The sequence below is a fragment of the Micromonospora sp. WMMD1102 genome (assembly GCF_029626265.1).
Classification (GTDB): Bacteria; Actinomycetota; Actinomycetes; order Mycobacteriales; family Micromonosporaceae; genus Plantactinospora.
This window is the reverse complement of sequence record NZ_JARUBN010000001.1, coordinates 5,508,506-5,532,250: the sequence shown is the minus strand read 5'-3', so window position 1 is coordinate 5,532,250 and position 23,745 is coordinate 5,508,506. Positions and strand designations below refer to the sequence as shown.

20 protein-coding genes are annotated in these 23,745 nt (G+C 68.6%); 13 read left to right on the top strand and 7 right to left on the bottom strand.

What is annotated here, in order from left to right:
* Positions 1 to 94: 94 nt before the first annotated feature.
* Positions 95 to 706, top strand: coding sequence for an ABATE domain-containing protein (locus O7626_RS24715; RefSeq protein ID WP_278063491.1), 612 nt, complete (start codon positions 95 to 97; stop codon positions 704 to 706).
* 231 nt (positions 707 to 937) lie between these two features.
* The gene (locus tag O7626_RS24710; protein ID WP_278063490.1) at positions 938 to 1,285 is read left to right on the top strand and encodes a hypothetical protein; all 348 of its coding nucleotides are present in this window, start codon (positions 938 to 940) and stop codon (positions 1,283 to 1,285) included.
* On the opposite strand, the gene O7626_RS24705 is transcribed toward O7626_RS24710, so the two are convergent.
* Positions 1,204 to 2,322 (bottom strand): BTAD domain-containing putative transcriptional regulator, encoded by a 1,119-nt coding sequence (locus O7626_RS24705; RefSeq protein WP_278063489.1) that lies wholly within the window; start codon positions 2,320 to 2,322, stop codon positions 1,204 to 1,206. The genes O7626_RS24710 and O7626_RS24705 overlap by 82 nt on opposite strands.
* Before the next feature lie 230 nt (positions 2,323 to 2,552).
* Between O7626_RS24705 and pglW the strand changes: the two genes are divergently transcribed.
* Positions 2,553 to 6,725 (top strand): BREX system serine/threonine kinase PglW, encoded by a 4,173-nt coding sequence (pglW, locus tag O7626_RS24700; protein ID WP_278063488.1) that lies wholly within the window; start codon positions 2,553 to 2,555, stop codon positions 6,723 to 6,725.
* Positions 6,726 to 6,735: 10 nt separating this feature from the next.
* On the opposite strand, the gene O7626_RS24695 is transcribed toward pglW, so the two are convergent.
* Entirely contained in the window at positions 6,736 to 6,954 is a 219-nt protein-coding gene (locus O7626_RS24695) for a hypothetical protein (RefSeq protein ID WP_278063487.1), read from the bottom strand.
* Positions 6,955 to 6,960: 6 nt separating this feature from the next.
* Here O7626_RS24695 and O7626_RS24690 point away from each other — a divergent pair, with 6 nt between their 5' ends.
* Positions 6,961 to 8,409, top strand: coding sequence for an IS66 family transposase (locus O7626_RS24690; protein WP_278062193.1), 1,449 nt, complete (start codon positions 6,961 to 6,963; stop codon positions 8,407 to 8,409).
* Positions 8,410 to 8,413: 4 nt separating this feature from the next.
* On the opposite strand, the gene O7626_RS24685 is transcribed toward O7626_RS24690, so the two are convergent.
* The 3 genes from O7626_RS24685 to O7626_RS24675 form a co-directional block, all read right to left on the bottom strand.
* A complete protein-coding gene (locus O7626_RS24685; RefSeq protein ID WP_278063486.1) occupies positions 8,414 to 8,830 on the bottom strand; it encodes a hypothetical protein in 417 nt (138 codons plus the stop codon).
* Positions 8,823 to 9,164, bottom strand: coding sequence for a YbaB/EbfC family nucleoid-associated protein (locus O7626_RS24680; RefSeq protein ID WP_278063485.1), 342 nt, complete (start codon positions 9,162 to 9,164; stop codon positions 8,823 to 8,825). The genes O7626_RS24685 and O7626_RS24680 overlap by 8 nt, the downstream gene beginning before the upstream one ends.
* A gap of 100 nt (positions 9,165 to 9,264) precedes the next feature.
* Positions 9,265 to 9,618, bottom strand: coding sequence for a type VII secretion target (locus O7626_RS24675; RefSeq protein WP_278063484.1), 354 nt, complete (start codon positions 9,616 to 9,618; stop codon positions 9,265 to 9,267).
* A 143-nt stretch (positions 9,619 to 9,761) separates the two neighbouring features.
* Here O7626_RS24675 and O7626_RS24670 point away from each other — a divergent pair, with 143 nt between their 5' ends.
* The 6 genes from O7626_RS24670 (at position 9,762) to O7626_RS24645 (ending at position 19,316) form a co-directional block, all read left to right on the top strand.
* Positions 9,762 to 11,093, top strand: coding sequence for a DUF3696 domain-containing protein (locus O7626_RS24670; protein WP_278063483.1), 1,332 nt, complete (start codon positions 9,762 to 9,764; stop codon positions 11,091 to 11,093).
* Complete coding sequence (locus O7626_RS24665) at positions 11,083 to 11,955, top strand: hypothetical protein (RefSeq protein WP_278063482.1); 873 nt, start codon at positions 11,083 to 11,085, stop codon at positions 11,953 to 11,955. Before O7626_RS24670 ends, O7626_RS24665 begins: the two co-directional genes overlap by 11 nt.
* 12 nt (positions 11,956 to 11,967) lie before the next feature.
* Positions 11,968 to 13,662 (top strand): DUF262 domain-containing protein, encoded by a 1,695-nt coding sequence (locus tag O7626_RS24660; protein WP_278063481.1) that lies wholly within the window; start codon positions 11,968 to 11,970, stop codon positions 13,660 to 13,662.
* Between the two features lie 34 nt (positions 13,663 to 13,696).
* Complete coding sequence (gene pglX, locus O7626_RS24655) at positions 13,697 to 17,248, top strand: BREX-2 system adenine-specific DNA-methyltransferase PglX (RefSeq protein WP_278063480.1); 3,552 nt, start codon at positions 13,697 to 13,699, stop codon at positions 17,246 to 17,248.
* A 194-nt stretch (positions 17,249 to 17,442) separates the two neighbouring features.
* A complete protein-coding gene (locus tag O7626_RS24650) occupies positions 17,443 to 18,204 on the top strand; it encodes a G5 domain-containing protein (RefSeq protein ID WP_278063479.1) in 762 nt (253 codons plus the stop codon).
* A 170-nt stretch (positions 18,205 to 18,374) separates the two neighbouring features.
* Entirely contained in the window at positions 18,375 to 19,316 is a 942-nt protein-coding gene (locus tag O7626_RS24645; protein ID WP_278063478.1) for a hypothetical protein, read from the top strand.
* Between the two features lie 81 nt (positions 19,317 to 19,397).
* Here the strand turns inward: O7626_RS24645 and O7626_RS24640 are convergent, their stop codons facing one another.
* The gene (locus O7626_RS24640; protein WP_278063477.1) at positions 19,398 to 19,622 is read right to left on the bottom strand and encodes a DUF397 domain-containing protein; all 225 of its coding nucleotides are present in this window, start codon (positions 19,620 to 19,622) and stop codon (positions 19,398 to 19,400) included.
* Positions 19,619 to 20,491, bottom strand: a complete 873-nt coding sequence (locus O7626_RS24635; RefSeq protein ID WP_278063476.1) for a helix-turn-helix transcriptional regulator — start codon at positions 20,489 to 20,491, stop codon at positions 19,619 to 19,621. Before O7626_RS24635 ends, O7626_RS24640 begins: the two co-directional genes overlap by 4 nt.
* Positions 20,492 to 20,935: 444 nt before the next feature.
* Between O7626_RS24635 and O7626_RS24630 the strand changes: the two genes are divergently transcribed.
* From O7626_RS24630 to O7626_RS24620, 3 genes are read left to right on the top strand one after another with little or no spacing between them, the layout of a single operon-like run.
* Positions 20,936 to 21,193, top strand: a complete 258-nt coding sequence (locus tag O7626_RS24630) for a hypothetical protein (protein WP_278063475.1) — start codon at positions 20,936 to 20,938, stop codon at positions 21,191 to 21,193.
* Entirely contained in the window at positions 21,190 to 23,151 is a 1,962-nt protein-coding gene (locus tag O7626_RS24625) for a hypothetical protein (protein ID WP_278063474.1), read from the top strand. The genes O7626_RS24630 and O7626_RS24625 overlap by 4 nt, the downstream gene beginning before the upstream one ends.
* 59 nt (positions 23,152 to 23,210) lie before the next feature.
* A complete protein-coding gene (locus O7626_RS24620; protein ID WP_278063473.1) occupies positions 23,211 to 23,651 on the top strand; it encodes a hypothetical protein in 441 nt (146 codons plus the stop codon).
* Positions 23,652 to 23,745 lie beyond the last annotated feature (94 nt).

Here is a 23,745-nt window from a genome sequence, read left to right as displayed (position 1 = left end):
GCGTCCCCCTAATGCTTGCTCGCGCTTCAACCATTAGGCTGGGACGGTACCGTGCGTCGAGCCGCCCGGACAAGCCGATACCGGAGGAGCAGTGATGGCCCAGCAACTCATGCTCGCCCTCACCGGCACGATCCGGCACGACGGCAACGGTGGCGTCGCGGACGACCTCGCCGACGTCGCCGGGCTGACCGCATGGCTCGAAGCGCAAGCGGAAGCGCTGACCGAGTACGCCGGCGGTCTCGGGGCGGTTGCCGAGTGGGTCGACGAGCCGCTCCGACTCGACGTGGTCGCGCTGCGCCGCGCCGTGCGTACCCTCTTCGCCCGGGCGGTCCGGCCCGCACCGCCGAGCCGGGCCGACTCGTCCACGCTGCTCGACCCGCGCGACGCCGTCGACCAGCTCAACCGGGCCGCCGGGCGGTGGCCGGTTCGGCCGGTGCTGAGCTGGCCGGACGGGGCCGGCCCGGTGGTCGGCTGGTCCGGCGGCCCGGCCGACGCCCGGATCCGGCTGCTCGCCGGGCTGGCCCGGGCGGCGATCGAGTTCCTCGCCGGCCCGGACCGGGAGCGGTTGGCCGCCTGCCCGGCGCCGCGCTGCGTCCGCTACTTCCTGAAGGGGCACCCGAGGCAGGAGTGGTGCAAGGCATCCTGCGGCAACCGTGCCCGGGTCTCGCGGCACTACCGGCGCCGGACAGCCGACCAGCCAGGCTGACCCGGCCGTTCGTGACTTCCATCCAGAGCTGGCCGCCGGGCGGGCCGGCAGGTTCGGGGCCGGTGCGCGTTCTGCCGGTTGTGCCGGTGCTCGGGCCGCTCGGTGGGACTTCGGCCCAGCCCAGCCAGGCTGTGTCCAGCCCAGGTCTGGTCGCGGCCCGATACCCGATTCGCGCCAGTCGCCGGCCATAGCGTTGACGCTCATCGAAGTCTTAACGATGGGAGCAGGAGAATGCGTCGGATTCTCGCCCTGCTGGCCGCCGCCGTCATCCCGGTCGTGCTGCTCGCGCCGCCGGCCCCGGCCCAGGCCGCGCCCGGCGACCAGCAGTGGTCCTGCGGCAGTACGCCGCCCGGTTGGGTGGTGCCGGCCTACGCCGGCATCTGCAACCCGAGCACCCGGGCCAGTTACCTCTTCATCCAGCACGCCGAGGGGATGCCGGCCGGCTCGTCGCTCACCGTGTGCCAGTTCTCGCCGATCCCGAGCGGTTGGCGGGTCGTCTACGGACCGGTCCACGTGGGCAGTTGCGCCGTCAACTGGGGCAGCTCGTCGCCGAACGCGTACATCATCTCCAACTCCTGACCGGGCAACTGCTGCCGGAGCACCCGCAGGTACGCGGCCCGGAGTTCCGCTCCGGGCGCCACTCCCAGCTCGTCGGCGAGCCGGTCGCGTACCTCGGTGAAGAGTCGCAGCGCCCTGGCCTGCTGCCCGGTGCAGGCCAGGGCGAGCATCAGCCGGGCGTGCAGCCGCTCGTGCAGCGGCTCCACCTCGGCGACCTGGGCCAGCGGCGTGGTGACCCGGGCGGCCGTACCGGTCTGGAAGGCGAGGTCGGCCAGGGCGAGTACGCAGTCCAGCCGCAGCCGGGCCAGCCCGGCCGCCGCCGGATGCCGGAGTAGCCCGGTACCGCCGGCGAGCAGCGGCCCGCCCCAGCAGGCCAGCCCGGCGGCGAAGAGTTCGGCCGCCCGATGTGGCTCGCCCCGGTCCCGCGCCCGGGCGGCTCGCTCGGCAAGCGTCCGGAAGCGGGCCGCGTCGACCTGGTCGGGCGGCAGGGCCAGCCGGTAGCCGTGCCGGTCCCGCACGACCACCGGCGAGACCGGTCGGGGGTCGACCGGGCCGGCCCCGCGCACCGGGGCCCCTCCGTCGACGCCGACCCTGCGGCGGAGCCGGGTCAGATAGGTGTGCACCAGCCCCGGAGCGCTGCGCGGCGGCCGGTCCTCCCACAACACGTCGACGATCTCGGGGATCGGGACCGCCTGGTCCGGCTGGATGGCGAGCAGGGCGAGCAGCAGCCGCTGCTTCGCGGGCCCCACGTCGACCGGCTGGTCCCCGCGGCGGATCCGCAGTGGACCCAGTACGTCGACGCGCAACCGCTGACTCCGGCCGGACCGCCGGCCCGCCGTACGGGAGTGCAGCCGCGCCTGCTCCGTACCGGACAGCCCGAGGGCGGCCGAGAGCCGGCTGACCACCCGCTGCTGCGGCGTCGACACCCGGTCGTGCTCCAGGTCGCGTACGGTCCGTACGCCCACCCCGGCGCGGGCGGCCAGGGCTGCCTGGGTCAACCCGGCCGCCGCCCGGTGACCGCGCAGCAGCTCGCCGAAGGTCTCCGATTCCTCGCTCACCGGTGTCGAGAGTTCCAGGGCTGACTGAACCGCCACTGGACCTCGACTGGATCGCCGGACCGGCCGCGTCAGGCGAGCGAGAGCGGATAGCGCGCGTCGGTCGGGCGCGCCGATGACCGTCAGGTGACTTCCTGCCTACTCTCGGTGCTGAGCTGCTGCCTACGACATTTGTCCGCCGGGTAGTGGCACGATGGGTAAACGACTTACACAACGCGTTGGGGGAAGGTCGGGTGCGTCAGGACTCACCGCGCTGGGAGCAGATCAACTCCAGTCCTCACCTGCACGAGCAGGAGGGCCTCCGCGAGCTCGCCAGCTATCTGCCGGACATGGACCCCTACCACGTCTGGGCGAATGTCGAGTTCGTCGGCAGCGACGGCTCGATTAACGAGGTCGACGCTCTGGTGCTCACGCCGAGTGGTCTCTACGTGCTGGAACTCAAGCACTGGCTGGGTGAGGTCCGGGGAGACGGCGGCCAGTGGTTGCGGCGGGCCCCCAACTCGCGGCTGATCCCCGAGGACAACCCCTACGTTCTGGCGAACCGGAAGGCCAAGAGGCTCGCCAGCCTGATCCGCTACTACGCCCGGCAACAGGGCCGGGAGTACCAGGCGCCGTATGTCGGCGCGGCGGTGTTCCTGCATGCCCGAGCGATGCGTGCCGCGTTGGATCCGATCGGTGCCCAGCACGTCTACGGGCTGGACGGCCACGACTCGGGCCTGCCAAGTGTCAAGGAGATGCTGCTCGCCCGACCGCGGAATCCGGCGCACCTGGTCGATGCGACGCGGGGACGGCAGATCGTCGATCTGGTGAGGGGGGCGAAGATTCGCCCTTCGGTTGCGGACCGCAAGGTCGGCCAGTTGCTGCTGATGCCCCGGCCTTTCGCCGAAGGGCTTGGGTGGCAGGACTTCCTGGCCGGACATGCGATGGACACCTCACTGGTGCGCCGAGTCCGGTTCTATCTGACCAGCCGGGCGGCCGAGGACGAGGTGCCGGATATCCGTCGGGCCGCCGAACGCGAGTTCCGGCTGTTGCAGGGCATCCACCACCCGGGGATCGCCCGGGCGCACGATCTGGTCGACCACGCGTGGGGACCGGCGGTCGTCTTCGACCACGACCAGGACTGGACGCGTCTCGACCAGTGGCTGGTGCAGCGCGCCACATTTACCCTGGCGCAGAAGTTGCAGGTCGTGCAGGATCTCGCCGAGATCATCAGCTATGCCCACTCGCGTCGGCTCGCACACCGCGCGCTGTCGCCCCGGGCGGTCTTCGTCGGCGAGCCGGACGGCCCGCGCCCGTCACTGGTGGTGACCGATTGGCAGACGGGTGGCCGGATGGCTGCCAACACCCAGCTGACCCGGCTCGGCCCGTCGACCGATTCGGCAAACCTGGGGCTGTTCTTCGACGACGAGGTGCGCAGATACCAGGCGCCAGAGGCAGCGGGCGCGGCTCGACTTCCCGGACACCAGCTCGACGTCTTCGCCCTCGGCGCGTTGACCTATCGAATCGTCGTGGGCGAGGCGCCGGCCGCGAGCCCGGAGGAACTGGCCTCCGCCGTGCGTGACAGTGGCCTGCGTCTCGATGCCGCCTTGGACGGGATGCCGCACTCGCTTGTCACCCTCGTCTACGACGCGACCCGCGGTGACCCGGCGCACCGGCTGCCGAGCGTGACGGCGTTCCGGATGGGGCTGGAGAAGGTCTGGGAGGAGTTGACCCAGCCCGAGCCCGAGCCGGTACTCGATCCACTGCTGGCGCATCGGAATGACGAACTCGACGGCGGCCTGGTGGTGCGGGATCGGCTCGGTGCCGGGGCGACCGCGGTGGCGCTGCTGGTGACGATGAAAAACGAAAATGGCGGCTCCCGGGATCTGGTGTTGAAAGTCGCCCGGGACGAGCAGCACGAGGAGCGGCTGAAGGCGGAGGCGCGTACCCTCGCCGGGCTGAAACATCCCCAGGTGGCTGCACTGGTCAAGGGACCGGTGACCGTCGGCAACCGGACGGCGATCCTGATGGAGAGCGCCGGCCCGCGCACCCTGGCCGAGGACCTGCGTGGCGGCCGGTTGGTGCTGGATCTGCTGGAACGTTATGGCCGGGACCTGCTCGACATCCTCAGATATCTGGACGGGATGGGGGTGTGGCACCGCGACCTGAAGCCGGCCAACCTGGCTGCCCGACCCCGCCCCAGCGACCGGCAGCCGCACCTGTGTGTCTTCGACTTCTCGCTCTCCTCGACGCCGGCGACCGAGCTGGGCGCGGGCACCGTGGCGTACCTCGATCCGTTCCTCGGCCCGCCGCGGCGGCTGCGCTACGACGCGGCGGCCGAGCGGTTCGCTGCCGCCGTCACTCTCTACGAGATGGCTACCGGCACGTTGCCGCGCTGGAGCGACAACGCCAACCCGGCGGTGGTCAGCGACGAAGTCAGCCTCGATCCGGCGGTGTTCGATCCGGCGGTGGCCGACCGGTTGGTCGAGTTTTTCGCGAAGGCGCTGGCCAGGGACGCGGCCCGGCGGTTCGAGACCGTGGACGAGATGACCGACGCGTGGCGGGCCATCTTCCAGCACGTTCCGGCCTCGGATCCGGAGCCGTCGGCCCTTTCCGCCACGGTCGTCGGATTGACCCGGAAGTCTCCACTGGAGGCCGCCGAACTGACCGCGCGGGCCCGCTCGGCGCTGGAACGGCTCGGCGTGCACACGGTCGGAGAGCTGCTTGACGCGGAGCCGTCGGAGCTGACCCGGGCCAAGGGGGTGCCGGACGCCACCCGGAAGGAGATCCTGGCTCAGGCACGGGCACTGCGAGCGCTGTTGCCGGCGGAGCCAGCGACGGACGACCGGCCGCTGGCGCACGGGATCGAGGCGGCCTGCGCGACCCTGCTGCCGGCAGCGAACAGCCGCAACCGGAAGATCCGGGAGACCTTGGCGGTGATGCTCGGCCAGGCGACCACGACCGAGGGCGGTTTCCTGCGCTGGCCGGCACAGAGTGAGGCGGCGCGGGCAACCGGGCAGACACAGCCACAAATCTCGGCTCTGTTGCGCGGGCAGGTCAAGAAGTGGCTCGCCGAGCCGGCCGTGACGGCGGTACGGGACGAGATCGTGTCGTTGCTAGATGCGCGCGGCGGGGTGATGTCGGCAGAGGAACTGGCCGAGGCGCTGATCATGGCCCGCGGGTCGTACACGGTCGGAGCGAAGCGGCTACCGCAGGCGATCGGCCTGGTCCGGGCCGCGGTGGAGGCGGAGCTGTCCCGAGGCGGCGATGCCCGGCTCGACATCCAGCGGTTCCGCGGCTCCGACCAGGTGTTGATCGGGCGGGAGCCGGACGACCCGGCGGCGCTTGTCACCGCCGCCGACCTGCTGGGGTACGTCGTCCGGCTCGGCCGTCGGGCCAGGGAACTGGTCGACGGCGATCCGCTGCCCACCCGGCAACGGGCGGTCGAGGAGTTGCGCCGGGTCGCCGAGCCGGTGGGCGTACCGGGCGGGGGGAGCGCGGGGGCGCCGCGTGGGCCGGCGCTTGCGGAGCTGCGGCTGTTGCAGCTCGCCGCCGCCGGCAGCAACGGTGAGGTGGACGTCAACGCCCAAGGGCAGTTGTATCCGGTGGGGATGCCGGCGGAGCGGGCGCTGCGGCTGGCGGCGGGTAGCCTGATCGGCCAGCGGCTGGGTGTCGACGATCTGCGAGCCCGGGTGCGGCGCCGCTTTCCCCGGGCCGAGGAGCTGCCCGACCGGCCGGCACTGGGCGAACTGCTGGCCGCCGCCCGGGTGCCGCTGACCTGGCATCCGGCCCAGCGGGCGTACGGCCCGGTCACCGTGTCGTCAGCACTCTCCGGCACCCGGACGGGCACCCGGACCACGCACGGTCCGCTGTTCGGCCTGGACGCGGCGGACGAGACGGCGCGGAAGCTGGCCGGGGCGATCGAGCGGCATTCCTTTCTGGCGGTGCTGGCGCCGTTCCGCCGGCTTGGCGCGGCGCGGCGTGCGTTGCTGACCCGGCTGCCGCTGACCGAGGTCGACGTCACCGAGATCCTGCTGAACCGGCTGCGGTCGCTCGGCTTCCCGTGGGAGGCGATCCTCGCCGCAGACAACGGCGTGCCGACCGACGCCGACTTCCGCAGCCTGACCGATCTGGTACGCCATCATGTGGTGCCGGCGGTCAGCGAAGCGCTGGCGGCGGCCGACGGCCCGGTCCTGATCACCGAGGCGGCGCCACTGGCCCGGTATGGCCAGCTCGGACTTTTCCAGGAGTTGGCCGACCCGGCTCGACCCCGGCCGGCGGCCCGGCTGCTGCTGGTGCCGGCCCGCAAGCAGGAGCCGGTGTTGCTGGACGAGGTGCAGGTGCCGCTGACTTCGCCGTCGAGCCAGTCGGTCTATCTCGCCCCCGGCTGGCTGGACCCGGTCAGTGTGGCCGTGCGGGACGGCTGACCGTAGGTTCTCAGCCGACCGGGGCCCGCTGTGCGGAAAGCCGAGTGAGCAGGTCGATTGCCTCGGGGGCCGAGTAGTTCGACAGCCACAGGCTCACCGTGAACGTCGAGCGTGCGGCCGTGCGCTGGTCGGGTGGACGTAGCGTGGCGGGGAGGTCCTTGACCCGGACGTGACTGATCAGGTGCTCGTCGGCGGGTTGGCTTGACCTGGGCTGGTCTGGGTGGATCATGGTCGGGTGTCCGGAACGCCGTCCATCGTGGAGCTGCTTGAGCGGCTTGCCCGGCTGGAGGCCCGGGTTCTTGAGCTTGAGCGGGACAACGCCGGGTTGCGGCGGGAGAACGCGGTGTTGCGGGCCGAGAACGCGGATCTGCGGGCCCGGCTTGGGCAGGACTCGTCGAACTCGTCGCGGCCGCCGTCGTCAGACGGGTTGGCCAAGCCGGCGCCGAAGTCGTTGCGAACCCGGTCGGGTCGGCGTGCCGGCGGTCAGCCGGGCCATCAGGGGCGCACGTTGCGGCAGGTGGATGACCCACACGAGTGGGTGGAGCACGAACCTGCTGGCTGTGGCGAATGTGGTGGGGATCTGACCGGTGCCAGGGTTGCCGGGGTCGTCGCGCGGCAGGTGTTCGACCTGCCGGAGGTTGGTGTGCGGGTGACCGAGCATCGGATCGTGTCCCGCCGGTGCGGGTGCGGGCACGTCACCGCCGGCCGGTCTCCGGACGGGGTGGACGCCCCGGTTCAGTACGGGCCGAGGGCTCAGGCCGCGGCGGTGTATCTGCAGCAGGCGTTGTTCGGGGCGCAGGCACGGACGGCGCAGGCCATGAGTGATTTGTTCGGCGTGCCGATGTCGGCGGGCGCGGTCGCCGCCGCTCACGCCCGCGCCGGGGATGCTCTGACCGATTCGGAGTTCGTGGATCAGGTCCGCGACGCGCTGGCCAGCGCGGGCGTGGTGCACGTCGACGAGTCCGGGCTGCGGGTCGCCGGCAAGCTGCACTGGGTGCATGTGGCTACCACCGGCAAGTACACCCTCGTCTGGGTGCACCCGAAACGCGGCCGGGCCGGGATCGACGCCGGCCAGGTGATGGCCTCGATCACCGGGATCGCCGTGCACGACGCGTGGGCCCCATACGACACCTACACCCCGGCCGCCCACCAGCTGTGCTGCGCCCACCTGCTGCGGGAACTGACCGCCGCCGCCGAACTGGCACCGCGGGCGGTATGGCCCGGGCAGGCAGCCGACGCGATCCTACGACTCAAGACCGCCGCGGACACCGCACGCGTCCACAAGGCGTCCGGTATCAACCCAGACCTGCTGGCCGAGCAGACCGGCCTGTTCCACCAGGCCGCTCTGATCGCGGTCAAGGACCACCAGCACGAGAAGTCGAAGACCGGCCGGAAACTGACCGCGCTCGGCCGCCGGATGCGTGACCGCATCGACGACTACCTGCGTTTCACGGTCGACCTGCGGTCCCCGTTCGACAACAACGCCGCCGAGCAGCAGATCCGCATGGTCAAGATCCGACAGAAAGTATCCGGGAGCTTACGCACCCTCGACGGAGCCCAGCAGTTCGCGCTGATCCGCTCCTACCTCGCCACCACCACCGCACACGGCCGCAACATCATGAACGCCCTCACCGAACTCATCGCCGGCCGCCCCTGGCTACCCACCGCCACAGCGACCACCTGATCAGTCACACCCGGACGACAAGCGTCCACGGGCCGCCGGAGATTCCCGTCCGGCTCGTCTGGATCGCGAAGACGGACTCGATCTGGTCCCAGGGCACCCGGACCGCGAAGGCGTCACCGCCGGCCCGCCCGCGCGCCCGCAACCAGACTCCGTCCGCGTCGGCGGCGAGCCAGATGCCGGTCACCTTCGACATGGCCCGGAGGATCGCGAAGAGCATCACGACGAGAAAGGGCAGGACCAGCACCAGCAGGGTCCACGGTGCTCCGGACGGGTTAAGGGCTGGGACGCACAACAGCGACAGGATGCCCAGCCACAGCACTGGTTGCAGGGCCAGCACCCAGACGAGCCCCCGGCGGCGCAGGACGAATGGTTGGCCCTGGTCCGGGATGCTCGGCGCGCTCTGGATGGCCTGCTCAGCCACCGAACAGCTCGCGGGAGAGCCGGCCGAGCACGGCAGGGCCGTCGAGGGCGGAGGGGTCGAGGTGGAGACCGGTGATCCGCTGGTAGTCCTCCTGAGCGGTCCGGCTGAACTCGGCCTGCGCCTGGGCGATGAGCGACAGGACGGTATCGGCTATGGCGCGACCGTCACTCCTTCGTAGCGCCGAATCGGCGATCTGGAGATCAACCACTTCCCGGTCGTGGCCAACCGTGACCTCGATCGACCGGTCGTCGCTCTGTCGGGTCACCTGGATCCGCGACACGGCTTCGCCGGCCTCCAGGATGCGGGCCCGGGTCGCCTCGAAGCTGTGCACCATCTCGTCGAGCCGGGCTCCTTGAGCATCTTGACCGGGTCGTCGACGCCGGTCAGTCGGGCCACCCCGCTGAGGACGTAGGCCGCCTCGGGTAGTGGGAGGCTCATCGGCCAGCCGCCCCGGTGCGGCCGGCGGCGTCCCGATCACTCCGGTCGTATTCGTCCGCCGCCTCGCCGAGCAGCCGCCCGGCCTCCCGGATGGCATCCCGAATCCGGCGCAGTCGCCACTCCGTGCCGGACTGCGCGTCCACATAGGTCTCGCGGAATGCGCGAAGCTCCTCGGCCATCAGGTGAAGCCATCCGGTACGGCTGCCGAGTGCGTCGATCGAGATCGTCGCCGGACCGTTTACAGCGAACCGTTCCTGTAGCGGCTTGAGATCATCCGCAACCTGATCAAGGTGGCCGGCGTAGTTTCGCAGCACGTCCGTGTCGGTTACAAGTCCGTCTGGATTCAGCACGTCAGGCCCTCCCCGCTGTCCCGGCCCGACGATAGCAGCCGAATTTTGATCATTTCTGACCGTGTTGGCGGGGATGCCAGGAGTCGGGTTGCGGACACCCGACGGTCCACTTCGGTAGCTCCGACTGTGGTAGGAATTCCCGAATGCCCCTCCGCAAACTCGTGCTGGAAAACTATCGCTGCTTCCGGGACCGGCAGGAGGTCGAGCTCGCCCCGGTCACGGTGGTGCTCGGCAAGAACAACTCGGGCAAGAGCGTGCTCACCCGGGCGCCACTGGTCCTCGCCACCGGCTTCGACACCAGCTCCAGCGCACCGCTGGACCTGGATCGACTCGGCCCGGACGCGGTCGACGACTTCCGCGAGCTTTACCACGACCACCTGACGCTGCGGCCGATCACGATCGGCCTCGAACTCGACGGGCCAGCTCGATTCCGGCTGAGCGCCGACCTGGAGTACGTGGAAAGCATCCGCGGCGCTTTGATTTCCACCCTGGAGGTCGGCGCGTACGGCACGACCGCGCGGCTCGTCTCGACCAGGTTGAGCGGTGCCGGAGAGCGTGAGGAAACGCCCGACATCGACGGGATCCCGGTCCGACCGATGCCGCCGGTGCGGCGTGGCGAGCCGCAGCAGTACGAAATCCGGCTGCCGGGGCATGAGCCGGTGATCCGGACAGTGAGCTTCACCGGCCTGCTGCCCAGGCTCAGCGATGCGCCTGAGCTGCACTGGCTCGACACGACACACTTCAAGCCGAGCCCGGGGCCGATCCGCTACCTGAGCCCCTACCGGGAACGGGTGGCACGGCAGCACCGGCTGCCGCTCGGCGACCCGGGCCAGCTCGGCGTGCAGGGCGAGGGCGTGCCGGGGATCCTCGCCGACGACGTCGAGCGAGCCGACGGCAAGCTGGTCCGCCTGGTCAACGACAAGCTGGCGGCGATCGTGCCGGACTGGCGGATCGCGGAGATCCAGGCCGGCCCGCTCTTCTCGACGGTGCTGACCCGACGGGACAGCTCGGTCCGGGTCAACCTCGCCGACGCCGGCACCGGGCTGGCCCAGGTGTTGCCGATCCTGGTGCAGTGCGTGCTTGACGAGCTGCGTGGCGTCGACGGTGAGCAGCCGTTGCAGATCATCGAAGAGCCGGAAATGCACCTGCACCCGGCCGCGCACGCCGAACTGGCTGACCTCTATCTGTACACCGCGAAGGCGACCGGCACCCGCTTCCTGATCGAGACGCACAGCGAGACACTGCTGCTGCGGCTGCGCCGCCGGATCGCGGAGGTGGGCAACGGCATCGACGCCGACATGGTCCGGGTCTACGTGGTCGAGCAGCGCGATGGCGCCTCGGTGGTGCGTCGGGTCGACATCGACGAGCTGGGCAATCTCGACGAGGACTGGCCGGAGGGCTATTTCTCGCAGGACTACCACGAGGTGCGGGCGCTCGCTGCCGCCCAGGCGGATCGGATGGACCATGCTTCTTGACATCGACAGCCAGGTCTTCGACGCCGACGACCACCAACCGGTGATCAGCTTGCTCAGCATGGTCGCTAAATATCGGCACGACTGGCGGCCGATGCTCCCGGCCGCAGTCAAGGCCGAGAGGTTCGTCCATAAGCTGCGTGCGGCCGAGGTGAAGCTGCCGGCGTTGAGTCTGTGGGCGGAGAAGGCGGTCGAGGAGGCGGCGCACCGGAGCCGACCGGCGCCGGACACCAAAGTCAAGGTGACGCTGGGCAACCTGGAGCCGGTGGTCGACGACTTGGAGAAGCCCGCAGTCCTGGTGGTAGAGAACCGGATCGGCGATGGTGGATTCATCCGGGCGGTGGCGGTGGCGCTGGACGACGAACGGATGGCACATGCGATCAACCGTCGGTGGCTGGAGTTCTGCAACGGAGGCGGCAGTGGGCAGATGCCGGCGCTCGGTGCCGACGAGTGCAAGAAGTTTGCCGTGTTGATCCGGGTCGCCATGCTTTTCGACGGAGACCGGGACGCTCCGGAGCAGCCGAGTCGTAACAAGGGCAAGGCGCGCAAGGCCCGGGAAGCCGGGGTGCCGCACGTCCACGTCTTCCACTGGCGGGAGGTGGAGAACTACGTCCCGTTCGCGGTGTGGGATTACCACTTTCCGGAGAAGTCGGAGGTCGTCGGGCGGCTGCGGGGCCTGATCCCACGGCAGCGCGGCTATCTCGACATCAAGGAGGAGTTCCGCGACGGTGGCCGGCGCTGGCGGATGCCCAGCCCGTTGATGCCGGTCGAGGTGGCCCTGAGCGAGCAGGACTTCGCGGAGCTCGGTGAGGACGTCGTCGCCGAGTTGCGGCGATTGCTCGCGATGATCCACGAGATCCTGTAGGACACTGACGTCATGCTGAGCGACCGGGGCGAGAGCCGGCTGGAGCCCGTCGTCGTCCATCTCGACAACGTGCTGGAGGACATTGCCACAGGTGCGATCCGGGTGCCGCAGTTTCAGCGACCCTTCGTGTGGCGCCCGGAGCAGATGCTCGAACTCTTCGACAGCATCGAACGCGGTTATCCGATCGGCAGCATCCTGCTCTGGGAGACCACCACCCCGGTGCCTTCACTCGACAACATCGGCGAGGTGGAGGTGCCGGACGCGCCGGCCGGGCGGGCGGTGTCGTACATCCTGGACGGGCACCAGCGGCTCTCCACCCTCTTCGGGGTGCTGCGCCGGCTGGGCCGGCCGCCGAAGGCCGACGACCAGCGGGAATGGAAATGGCGGATCTACCGGGACCTGACGCCGAAGGTCGACTCGGAGCGCTATCGGCACCACAAGGGCGGCGGCACCCCGCCGAAGCCTCCGCCGGACAACTTCATGCCGGTGCGTGCAGTGGCCAGCACCCTCGACTTCCTCAACTTCTCCCGCAACCTTGAACTGCGGGCCGGGCGGGATCGGGAGCGGGTCGAGCGGCTCATCCGGGAGGCGGACCGGGTCGCCAACCGGCTCAAGAACTGCAAGCTGACGCTCATCCGGTTGCAGGGTGGTGACCTGGACCAGGCGGTCGAGGTCTACACCCGGCTCAACCGCAAGGGCGTCCGGATGGACGCCGACCAGATGGTCTCCGCGCTGACCCACCGGCCGGGCCAGCGGACGTTGGCGCAGCGGATCGACGACATCGTGGAGTCGGTGGCGAGTAGCGGCTTCGGCGAACTGCCCCGGCTGGCGGTCTTCCGGTCGGTGCTGGCGGTGGCCGACGAGCCGGACGTGATGACCCCGCGCTGGGAGGCGGTCGCGCGGCGACTCCAGGACAAGCTGGTCGACGCGGTCCCAGACGCCGAACACGCTGTCCACTCGGCCGTCGATTTCCTCCGCAAGGCCGGGATGCCGCTGGCCCGACTCATCCCGTACGCGCACCAGCTGGTGGTGCTGGTCAAGTTCTTCCACCACAGCCGGGGTATGAACGAGGAGCAGTTCTTCGAGCTGCGACGCTGGTTCTGGGTGACCTCCTGGGCCGGTTCGTTCGCCGGAGCCAACTCGACCACGCTGCGGACGGCGCTGCGGGAGATGCGCGAGTTCGCCGCCGGGCACGGCAAGCTCACCCTTGATCCGGACGAGGTGCAGCCGATGCCGGACGCGTTCAACTTCAACAGCGCCCGCACCCTCGCCTATGTCGCCTGGGAGGCGATGGAGTGGCGGAAACGCCGCGATGTTTTCGGCCAGGAGTTCGACGTGCTGGACCGGTTGGCGGCGGGGGCGAGCCAGGCGTACCGGCCGGTGGTGACCAGCGGGGCCGATCGGCTGTCCCGGCCGGCGAATCGACTTGTCCTCCCGACCGTCGCGGGGCGCGGGGTCAAGGACTCGCTGCTGGAGCTGGACATCGGGGGCAGCGGCCTCTTCGGTGGCGAAATCCTCGGGCGGGAGATCCTGGAGAGCCACGGCATCCCGGCGTCCGCCTGGTATCGGTTGCGCGACGGCCGAGGTGACCTCTTCATCGACGACCGGATGGTCCTGCTGGAGGGTCGGCTGCGGAACTTCGCCGCCCAGATCGGGGTGCAGCTCGGCGATCGGCTGGAAGGCGTCGCCGACGACGACTCAGAGTAGGGGAAAGCGTGAGAGCGGACCGTAGGATCTGCGTGTGATCGAGCTGAAGGCCCTTCAGGACCGGGTCAAAGACCTGACGGACGACCTGCGCCGGCAGGTCGGATCGCTGGTCAACGACCTGCGCGGGCAGGTCGCGGACGAGCCGGCGCTGCGGGCCGAACTGCGTCAGGAGTACGCGCAGGCGAAGACCGCCGAGCGCGTCGCCGCCAGCTTCGAAACCTGGCTGGAGGACATCCTCGACCAGGCGGCCGTGGCCTGGGTACTCGGTTGCGTGTTCGTGCGATTCTGCGAGGACAACGAGCTGGTCAACGGGCTGTGGATCGGTGGCGCGGAGCCGGCGGCCTTGGCCGAGCGGGCGATGCAGCACCGGCAGGCGCATCTGATCGCGAACCCGCGGCACAACGACCGGGAGTGGCTGCGGGAGGCGTTCGGCTATCTGCGCGGACTGCGGGCCACCGGGAAGATCTTCGACCAGCACAACCCAGTGTGGCGGTTCCCGATCTCCGGTCCGGCGGCCGAAGAGCTGAGCGACTTTTTCCGACGAGGCGCCGGCCGGACCTCACTGCGCGATCCAGAGCTGAACACCCGGTTTCTCGGCGATCTCTATCAGGACCTGTCGGCGCACGCGAAGAAGACGTACGCGCTGTTGCAGACGCCGGAGTTCGTGGAGGAGTTCATCCTCGACCGGACGTTCGAGCCGGCGGTGAAGGAGTTCGGCCTGCCGGCCACCAGCGTGATCGACCCGACCTGTGGGTCGGGGCACTTCCTGCTCGGGGCCTTCCACCGGCTGGTGCGGAAGTGGCAGGAGCGGGAGCCGGCAACTGACATCGGGGTGTTGGTCGAACGGGCGCTCGGCCAGGTGACCGGAGTGGACATTAACCCGTTCGCGGTGGCGATCGCCCGGTTCCGGCTGCTGGTGGCGGGGATGAAGCTGCGCGGCGTGCCGAGTTTGGAGCGTACGCCGGCCTGGCAGATCCGGGTGGCCACCGGAGACTCCCTGCTGCCGTGGGGCGAGACCTCCCGCGCCCAAGGCGACATGTTGGCACTGCTCGAAGACCGCCCGGTCTTCGCATACGAGAGTGAAGACGGAGATCTGCTCGCGGACTATCTGCGGCCAGGTCAGTACACCGTAGTGGTGGGCAATCCGCCTTACATCGTCGTTGCCGACGCTGCCCGGAATCAGCTCTACCGCAGGCTGTACGACGCATGCTCGGGTAAGTACGCCCTCACCGTGCCGTTCGCGCAGCGGTTCTTTGCGTTGGCGAAGCGGGGCGACCACGATGGCCACGGCGCTGGCCACGTCGGCCAGATCACCGGTAACGCTTTCATGAAGCGAGAGTTTGGTAGAAAGATCATCAATGAGTTCTTCGCGGGCCAGGTCGAACTGACCGAGGTGATCGATGCGTCCGGCGCATACATTCCGGGCCATGGCACTCCGACAGTGATTCTGATCGGATCAAACCGATTTCCAAGTCCTCGCTACAGTGGCCCCATCCGGGCCGTCCTTGGCGTTCGAGGCGAGCCAACCACCCCGGAGTTGGCCTCCGAGGGCAAGGTTTGGGGCTCCATTATCGACCTTGTCGATCAGCCTGGCGCAGAATCGGAGTGGGTGAGCATTGTCGACTTCGAGCGCGCTCAACTCGCTACCCATCCCTGGAGCCTCAGCGGTGGCGGCGCCGGAGCGTTGATGGCGACTATCGAAGACGGCAGGGAAGCGCTCCATCGGTATCTTAATGGTCAAATTGGATTCGCAAGCTTTCCGGGTCAGGATGACGCCTTCTTCGCGTCTCCCGGATGGTTTCGTCGCCAATCCATTGATCGCACAATGAGCCGTCCACTCGTTATTGGCGAAGTAGTGCGCGATTGGGGTGAACACTGCCAGATTGAGGCGTTGACTCCGTATGATGCAAGCCAGGAGGTCGTTGAGTACGATCCTAGCTCTGCGTGGGGGCGACATCTTTGGACATGTCGCCGAGTGTTGGGCTCGACAACGGGGTTCGGTGGTGAAACTCGGGCCGATTCGGGCGAGCCATGGTGGACATGGTACCGATGGGTGCCGTCCCGGTACCGAACTCCGATGTCGGTTTCCTTTGCATTCGTGGCTACGCATAACCACTTCGTTTTAGGCCGGGGTGGGAAGGTATTTAATAGGTCAGCTCCGGTGATCAAGTTGCCGGAGGGTGCGACAGAGGACGATCACCTGCGGCTGCTGGGCGTGCTGAACAGTTCGACGGCCTGCTTCTGGCTCAAGCAGGTGAGCCAGCCCAAGGGAGGGACTGCGAACTCTAGCGGGGGCGGCAATCGACTAAGTCCAGAACCTTGGTATGAGCGGTACGAGTTCACTGGGACGAAGCTGGAGCAGTTTTCGCTGCCGCAGGTGTACCCGTTGGAGTTGGCGCGGGATTTGGATGGGTTGGCGCAGCGGCTTGGCGCGGTGGCCCCGGCGGCGGTAGCCGCTTCGGGGGTGCCAAGTCGGCAGCGATTCGCGGAGGCCAAGGCAGAGTACGACTCGATCCGGGCGCAGATGATCGCGCGGCAGGAGGAGTTGGACTGGGAGGTCTACCGGCTCTACGGGCTGATCGACGAGGAGTTGACGCATCCGGACCCGCCGGAGTTGCGGCTAGGCGAGCGGGCCTTCGAAATCGTGATGGCGGCCAACAAGGTGCAGACCGAGTGGTTCAACCGGCACGGGTCGACGCCGATGGAGAAGCCACGCGACGACTGGCCGGCGGACTACCGGGCGTTGGTGGAACGCCGGATCGCGGTGATCGGCTCGAATCGGCACATCGGGCTGCTCGAGCGGCCCGAGTGCAAGCGGCGGTGGGCAACCAAAAGCTGGAACGAGATGCAGAAGGCCGCGCTAGAAGACTGGCTGCTTGACCAGCTCGAAGCACCGGAGCTGTGGGGACTGCGGCCGGAGCCGCTGTCCGTGGCCCAGCTTGCTGATCGGGTACGACACGACGAGGACTTTCGGGCGGTGCTCGACCTGTGGATGGAGCGCGACGACTACGACCTGGTGAAGGCGCTGGGCAGCCTGGTCGCTGACGAGCACGTGCCCTATCTGCCTGCGCAGCGCTACAAGCCGGCCGGGCTACGGAAGCGCGCCGAGTGGGAGCGCACCTGGGCGTTGCAGCGCCGGGAGGACGCGGGGGAGAAGGTCGAGATTCCGGTACCGCCGAAGTACATCTCGGCGGACTTCGTACGGCCGTCGTACTGGGAGGCGCGGGGGAAGCTGGACGTGCCGAAGGAGCGGTTCATTTCGTACCCGAAGGTGGGGCGGGATGGCGATGACAGCGAGTTGCTGGGCTGGGCCGGGTGGGACCGTCTGGCGCAGGCGCAGGCGCTCGCGATGCTCTACCTGGACCGGAAGACGCAGGCGGCATGGCCGGCGCACCGGTTGTTGCCGCTGCTCGCGGGCTTGGTCGAGTTGGAGCCGTGGCTGCACCAGTGGTACGCCGCAGAGGCCCCCGGGTTTCCCGGCTCACCGGCCGAGTTCTTCACCGACTTCATCAACGGAGAGTTGGCTCAGCTCAGCTCGGATCGGTCGGCGTTGGCGCTGCTCCGAGGCGTCCCGGAGCTGTCCTGACGGGCGTCCGCGACGAACTGTTTCCACCTGGCTGCATGGTCGTTCGGTGCTCATAGCTATGCCGGAAAGTCGAGCTGACCCGCCGCCCGGGCGACTCGCGGATCCCATCGGGGGGACTCTGGCGTCGACCGGTCTCACAAAGTGTCACCGCTCGACCACTGTGGATGATCTAGTGGCAGGTCAAGACTGCTGCGGTGACCTATCAAGCGCAGGAACCATCCGGATATCGGCAGGGACCGCAGCAGCCAACAAACCGTCCGGCCGTCGGAGCGCCCTCGGCCGGTGGGGGACGATCGCGAGCTGGGTTCCTCGGCGGCCTCGGCCCCGGTCAGAAGGCCGCGCTGTTCGTTGGTGGGCCGGTGCTCTCGCTCCTGCTCTGCTGCGGTGGTCTGGCGGCGATCGGGAACGCCGCTGACCCCGACGGCGGATCGCCGAACACCTCGTCGGCGGCCCACGCCACTCCTTCGGCAGCGCCAACGTCGTCGCCGCCTACGGCGGCAAGCGACATGCCGGCGGTCCCGAGTCCGGTGCCGACCTCGGCAAGTCCGACGACCGAGAAGCGGCGGGTAACCGAAGTTCGGAGCATCCCCTTTGGCGAGCGGATCGTCAGGGACTCGTCTCTCGCGAAGGGCAAGCGCAAGGTTCGGACGGCAGGAGCCAAAGGCTTGAAGACACTCACCTACGAGGTGACGTACGTCAACGGTGTGCCGACCAGCAAGCAGCTCGTCAGCGAGGTGGTGACCAAGAAGCCAGTGACGCGGGTTGTCGCGATCGGCACCAAGGAGACCCGGAGGTGCGATCCGAACTACAGCGGCTGCGTGCCGATCGCCAGCGATGTGGACTGCGCGGGCGGTAGCGGCAACGGTCCGGCGTACGTCAGCGGCCCGGTTCGAGTTATCGGTGACGACATCTACGACTTGGATCGTGACGGCGACGGTTACGGATGTGACGACTGAGATCGAGGTTTCCCTTCTACCGTATCCCCTAACGTCCTAAGCTCGCTTGTTCCTTCGATTGCCTTACAGAATTAGTTGCGTGAGAGGCAGGTATGAGCGGTAGAAGAGCGCGCGTATCCGGGAGAGGTCCAGCACCCACCCGAGGTAGCAAGACTGCCTGGAGTAGGGTATTGAAGATCGCCAAGGAGCCCTGGTGGCAAGCGGCTGGAGCGATTGTATCTGTGGTCGGAGTGGTCATCGCCGTTGTTGCCCTGCCTGACGGCGATGCGGCGTCGAAGGAGGATATGGTCCGGACGCCAACTAGCTCCCCGTTGCCTACGTCGCCTGCCCCAATGGCAGACCTACTAGCCTCGCCGACGCCTTCTGTCACTCCGGCGCCATTGCCCGGGATCGTCTGTCAGAATGGCCCGGGTAACAATAATACGAACAACTGCGGACTTCTGCCCCCGCAGTCCATAGGTAAGATCTCTTACGAGTTCGGCTACACGCTGTTTGCATGGTTCGATGGCAGTCGCGAACGTGTGCCCACCCCTCGACGCGGAGAGATTCGGACATCAGACTGCGACGATTGGGACGATTGGCTTACCCATACTCCTCGACTGTATGTGGTTGATCCGGTTATCGACTTCGGGCTTGAGGGAAACTACGCCGACAATGTGGTGATCTCGAAAGTCGAGGCTAAGATATTTGAGCGCAGCAGGCTTCCGGCTTCGGCTGGCACGCTTGTCAAATGTCTGTTCGGTGGTGGATCTAACGAGTTCTACAACGTGTCCGTGGATACGCTTACGCGCAAGACCACCGTTGAGGAGCTTGAGGCAGGTTCTTCCACTGGTCGTAGGCCGTACTCGATGCCGCCGGGCTCGATAAGTCTTAGCGATGGGGGACACTCTGGGGTTCGTATCCTGGTGGAATCGCCGATGGGCTTTATGTATGAAGGTTCCGTTATTGTCACGGCCTCCATTAATGGAAAATCTCAAAACTACGAAATTGGGTCACGGGAAGAGCCCTTCCGCTGGGCAACGCCCCCGCAGGCGGAGGAGATGGAGCCGGATTTCGTGGCATGGAATGGCACGAAGAAGTCTTGGGTTAAAAACTACTACCCATATGATTGAATCGCCCCCCATGCGCTGTGTTCGCCATTGAAGCTCGGAGCCTCGGGCGGAACTATGTGGAACCCGGGGTCACCGAGCAAATCAGGCCGAGCCATCGAAGTCGAACTCGCCGTCCTTGACTCCGGCGACGAAGGCGTCCCACTCGGCTCGGGTGTAGACGATCGTCGCCGCGTCCGGTGCCTTGCTGTGCCGCAGCGCCACGCGTCCCGAGCCGTCGAGCACCGGGCCGGCTTCGACGCAGCTACCACCTGTGTCGGCGCTGCGGGTGCTGATGTGCCAGGCCACGGCCGGCGGAATGTCACTCATGCCAGATCCTCCGCGATCGTCCTGATCAGATGGGCCGACTCGCGTGGGCCGAGTGCGGCCTCCCGCAGGCGATCGTACGCGCTGACGAACTTCGCTGCTTTGGGCGACTCAAAGTACATCTGGCCCGCCAGGCTCTCCAGGTACGCCACTTCGGGATAGAGCTTGGGCATCCTGAACAGCCAGAACGATCCATCGAGCCCGGGATGTAGCCAGGTGTTGGACGGTAGGACGCGAATGTCCACCCGATTATGTTGGTTGATCTTGTCGAGATGGATCAACTGAGCCCGAAGAAGCGCGCTTCCCCCGATCTGTCGGCGCAGGGCTGACTCGTCAATGATCGTTTCAAACTTCGTCGTGCCCGGCTCGTCGAGCACTCTCTGGCGTTCCATCCGTAACTCTATCCACCGGCCCATGTTCGCCTCTGTGGCGTTCGGACCCTCAACACACCTGATGACCTGGCTCGCGTACTCCCGTAGTTGGAAGAGCCCTGGGATGACCATCGCGTGGTACGAGCAGACGGTGTTGGCGCGGGACTCCAGCCACGGGAAGTCGATGAACGAGGCGTCGACCAGGTCGCCGTAGTTGTCGGTCCAGCGGTCGGTGCGCCACACCTCGTCGGCGAGGTTGAGCAGCTCGGCGCGCTCGGTGGCCCGGTGGAAGCCGTATAGGTCGAGCAGGGCGAGCACGTCGTGGCGCTGGATCGGCCACTCGGCCCGCTCGTAGCGGCCGAGCGCCGACCGGTCCCGGTTCAGGTGCTCGGCGACCAGCTCCAGGCTCATGCCGCGCTGCTCGCGCAGGTCCCGGAGTCGCTGGCCGAGCCACTGTGCCCGGAGCGTACGGATGAAGGGCCGGTGTTGCGTCACCACCATGATCTTTTCTCCTCTGCCTGAACGAGGGCGGGGACAGTCGCGGAAAGGTCGAGCGGGAAGGGTTACTCCCGCCCGGCGGCCCCTGACAACCTGTCCATAGAGGAGGTGATATTGAGTCGTCTTTTCAGGTTGGACCGCTGAGTCGTCACGACTTACCGGAGTTGTCTATCACGCGCGCGCGTAGCTCCGCGACCCCGCACCATCACAGAACCGCGGTCGGCCCACCAACCGAGTGGGCATGGTGAAGAGCGCGTTCAGTCCAGCACGCCCTGCTGCCGTACTCGCCGAATGGCTGCGGTGGTAGGTGCGCGAGGGGCGGCCCGTACCCGAATCGGCTTCCCGGCGGGCCGCCCCTCTCAATTTCGCGAAGCGCTCGTGTCAGGAACGAAGAAAGGAGCATCAGTGCCCATTGTCGATCATGATTTGTTTTCCGCCAGGTGGCCGATGACGGGCGAGCAGCCGAGATTCGTCCTGCATCTGCCGTTCACCGCGAGCAGCCTGGAGGCGGCGAAGCGCTTCGCCCGCACCGCCGGCCGGTCGCTGGCCTTCCTCACCCAGCTCGACGTGCCGGAGACCACCGTCTCCGAGGAGGACAACCAGGGCGTACGGCACCGCATCTACTGCGACCGGCTCCTCACCGGTGGCAGGCGCTGCGCGCTGCGGGCCGAGCATCCGAACGACTGCACGACGGTGCCAGGATGACCGCGACACCGCTGGTGCTGCGCTGCCCCGACTGCCGGACGGCCAGCCACTACCCCTGCTCCGCCTGCGGCAACTACCGGGCACGCCGCGCCCAGCTCGTCCTCACCGTGGCAAACCTGGACACCGGAGCGGTCGCCTCGACCGAGGTCGTACCCGGAACGATCGAACCTCGCCCGGCGCCCGAGGGCGGCTGGCACCTGGCGCTGACCCCGCTGCTGCACGACCTGGCCGCCTCGGTCGGCGTCGGCAGCCTCCACCACGTCACCACCCCGACCGAGCCGGTCGGCCAACGGCTGGTGCCACTGCCTGCCGACTGGCGGCCCGAGCTGCCCGCCGAGCAGCGCCACGACCTGGAAGCGGCGGCGATCGCCGGCTGGACGCGTACCCCGTGGCAGGTCTTCCTCGGCCGGGCCACCGCGCGGCCGGCACCGGACCCGGCGCGGCAGCTCGCCCGGCTCTGCGCGGTCGCCGGCCTGCTCTGCCTCGACCTGGTGGTCGAGGTCCGCCGCCTCCCCGGCACAGCCGGCGGCACCTTCGGCTGGGAGGTCCGCTACGAGCTGCCCGGCACCGCGCCACCAGACCGACCGGGCACCCGCCCGGACCTGACGGCGGCGATCGTCGCCACCACGGTGGAACAGGCGATTGTCCTGCTGGCCGCCCGCCAGCTCGCCGCGCCGGCACACTTCGTCCGCTGCGCCGGCCCGGCCGGGGTAGCCCGACCGGTGACCATCGACCGCATCCCGGCACCCGACGTTGCCCGGCTCGAACGTCGGACCCTCGCCGCATGCGGCACCCCAGCCACCGGCGCGGAACTGCCGGGCGCGCAGGCGATCTGGCGCGACGGACGATGGTTCCACACCGGCTTGCGTCCGGACGACGCATCCGAGCCGCACACCGGGCAGCCCGTTTCGCGGCCCACCGGCACGGTGCGGCGCGACCGAGAGCCGCCGGCCCCGCACTGGCAGGGCACCCCCATCCCATACGTCGACTGCCCCGACTGCGACCCGGCCACCGACCGGCGGCCCTGCGACTGCACCCTCGGCGGCCGGCCCGCCGAGCCCGGCTGCCCCCGTTGCCGGGGCGCCGGCCGGTGTGTCTCGGCGCTGTCCTGTCACGCCTGCGGCGGCACCCGTCGCCGCTACCTCGGCGCCGTCGTCACCGTCAGCAACCTGCGCGACAAGGTCCTCCATCTGAACTGGGGAGCCGGGCAGCAGCCGTCGGTCCTGCCGGTTGGCGGTGCGGACCCCAGGCGGTCGGTGGTCCAGCTTCCCGGCCACTACCGGCTGGCACGCTGGGCCAACGCCTTCCGGGTACGCCCCGACGACCTCGCCGAGCTGGACGGTGCCGGCGGCCTCGACCAGTACCTCCGCGACGGCATCGTCCAGCTCCCCGACCCGGCCGCCGACCCGCTCAGGCAGTATGTCGATCATGTCAGTCGCGGCCACCCGGGAGCGCGCCGGTTCGTCCGGGCCGGCCGTCCCGACGTGCCGCCGCTGGCCGACCTGATCCGGCTCGCCCTCGGTCTCGGCCTGGTCGCCACGGTGACCGTGCAGGACCATCGGCTCGACGAGGGTGATCCGCTCCGGCTGCACGGTGTGGGCTGGCACGTCGAACTCAACGCGCCGGCCCTGCCGGTGGACGTCCCCGAACTGCCCACCCATCCCACCGTCGAGACGGCGATCGCCGACTGCCTCGGCTGCCTCGACCTCGCCCTGGCCGAGCTAGTCCCGGCCGATCCCGGATATCCGATCCCGGTCCCATCGGCACCGGAGCCCGTGCGGATGGACGATCCGCTGCCGCTGCTGACCCAACTCGGCCACCGATATGCCGGCCAGTCGATCGCGGTCCGGTTCGACCCGTTCAACTGCCAGCTCTACCTGCGACGACACGACTCCGCTCTACACCTGGCCACTGCCGACACTCTCGCCGCCGTTGCTGGCACCCTCGACTGCGACTGAGACAATGCTGCCGACGGAGCTGACCGACTGGGTCTGCTCACACTCTGGAGGTGCCGGCCATGCCCGAGTGGCTGCTGCTGTTGGCGACGCAGGCGGGGACGGCCCTGGCCCAGGCGGCAGCGTCGGACGGCTGGCAGCACGCCCGGAACGGGATCGTGCGGCTGTTCGGTCGGGGCGGCCAACGCCGGCAGGTTGCTGCACAACGGTGGGTGGACCAGACCGCCGCCGAGATCGAGCAGGCGCCGACGGAGCAGCAGGCGCAGCTCCGCGAACGGCTCGCTTCGACCTGGCAGCAACGGCTGGCAGATCTGATCGAGGAATATCCGGAACTCGGCCCCGAGCTGCGTGCCTGGGTGCAGGAGGTTCACCGGCAACTGCCCACGGCACAGCAGATCCACTCGAACACGTTCATCGCTCGCGACGACGCGACCCAGTACATCTCGCAGGGTGGCTCGATCACGGTGACCCATCAGTACGGTCCCGCCGGCCCGACGGCCTGAGCACCACTGCGGTCGCCGGGTGTCGATTCGAGGTGGGCGGTGGCGATGACGCGTCGCGGGCGGACCAGACAGGCGGAGACCGTAGGATCGCCGG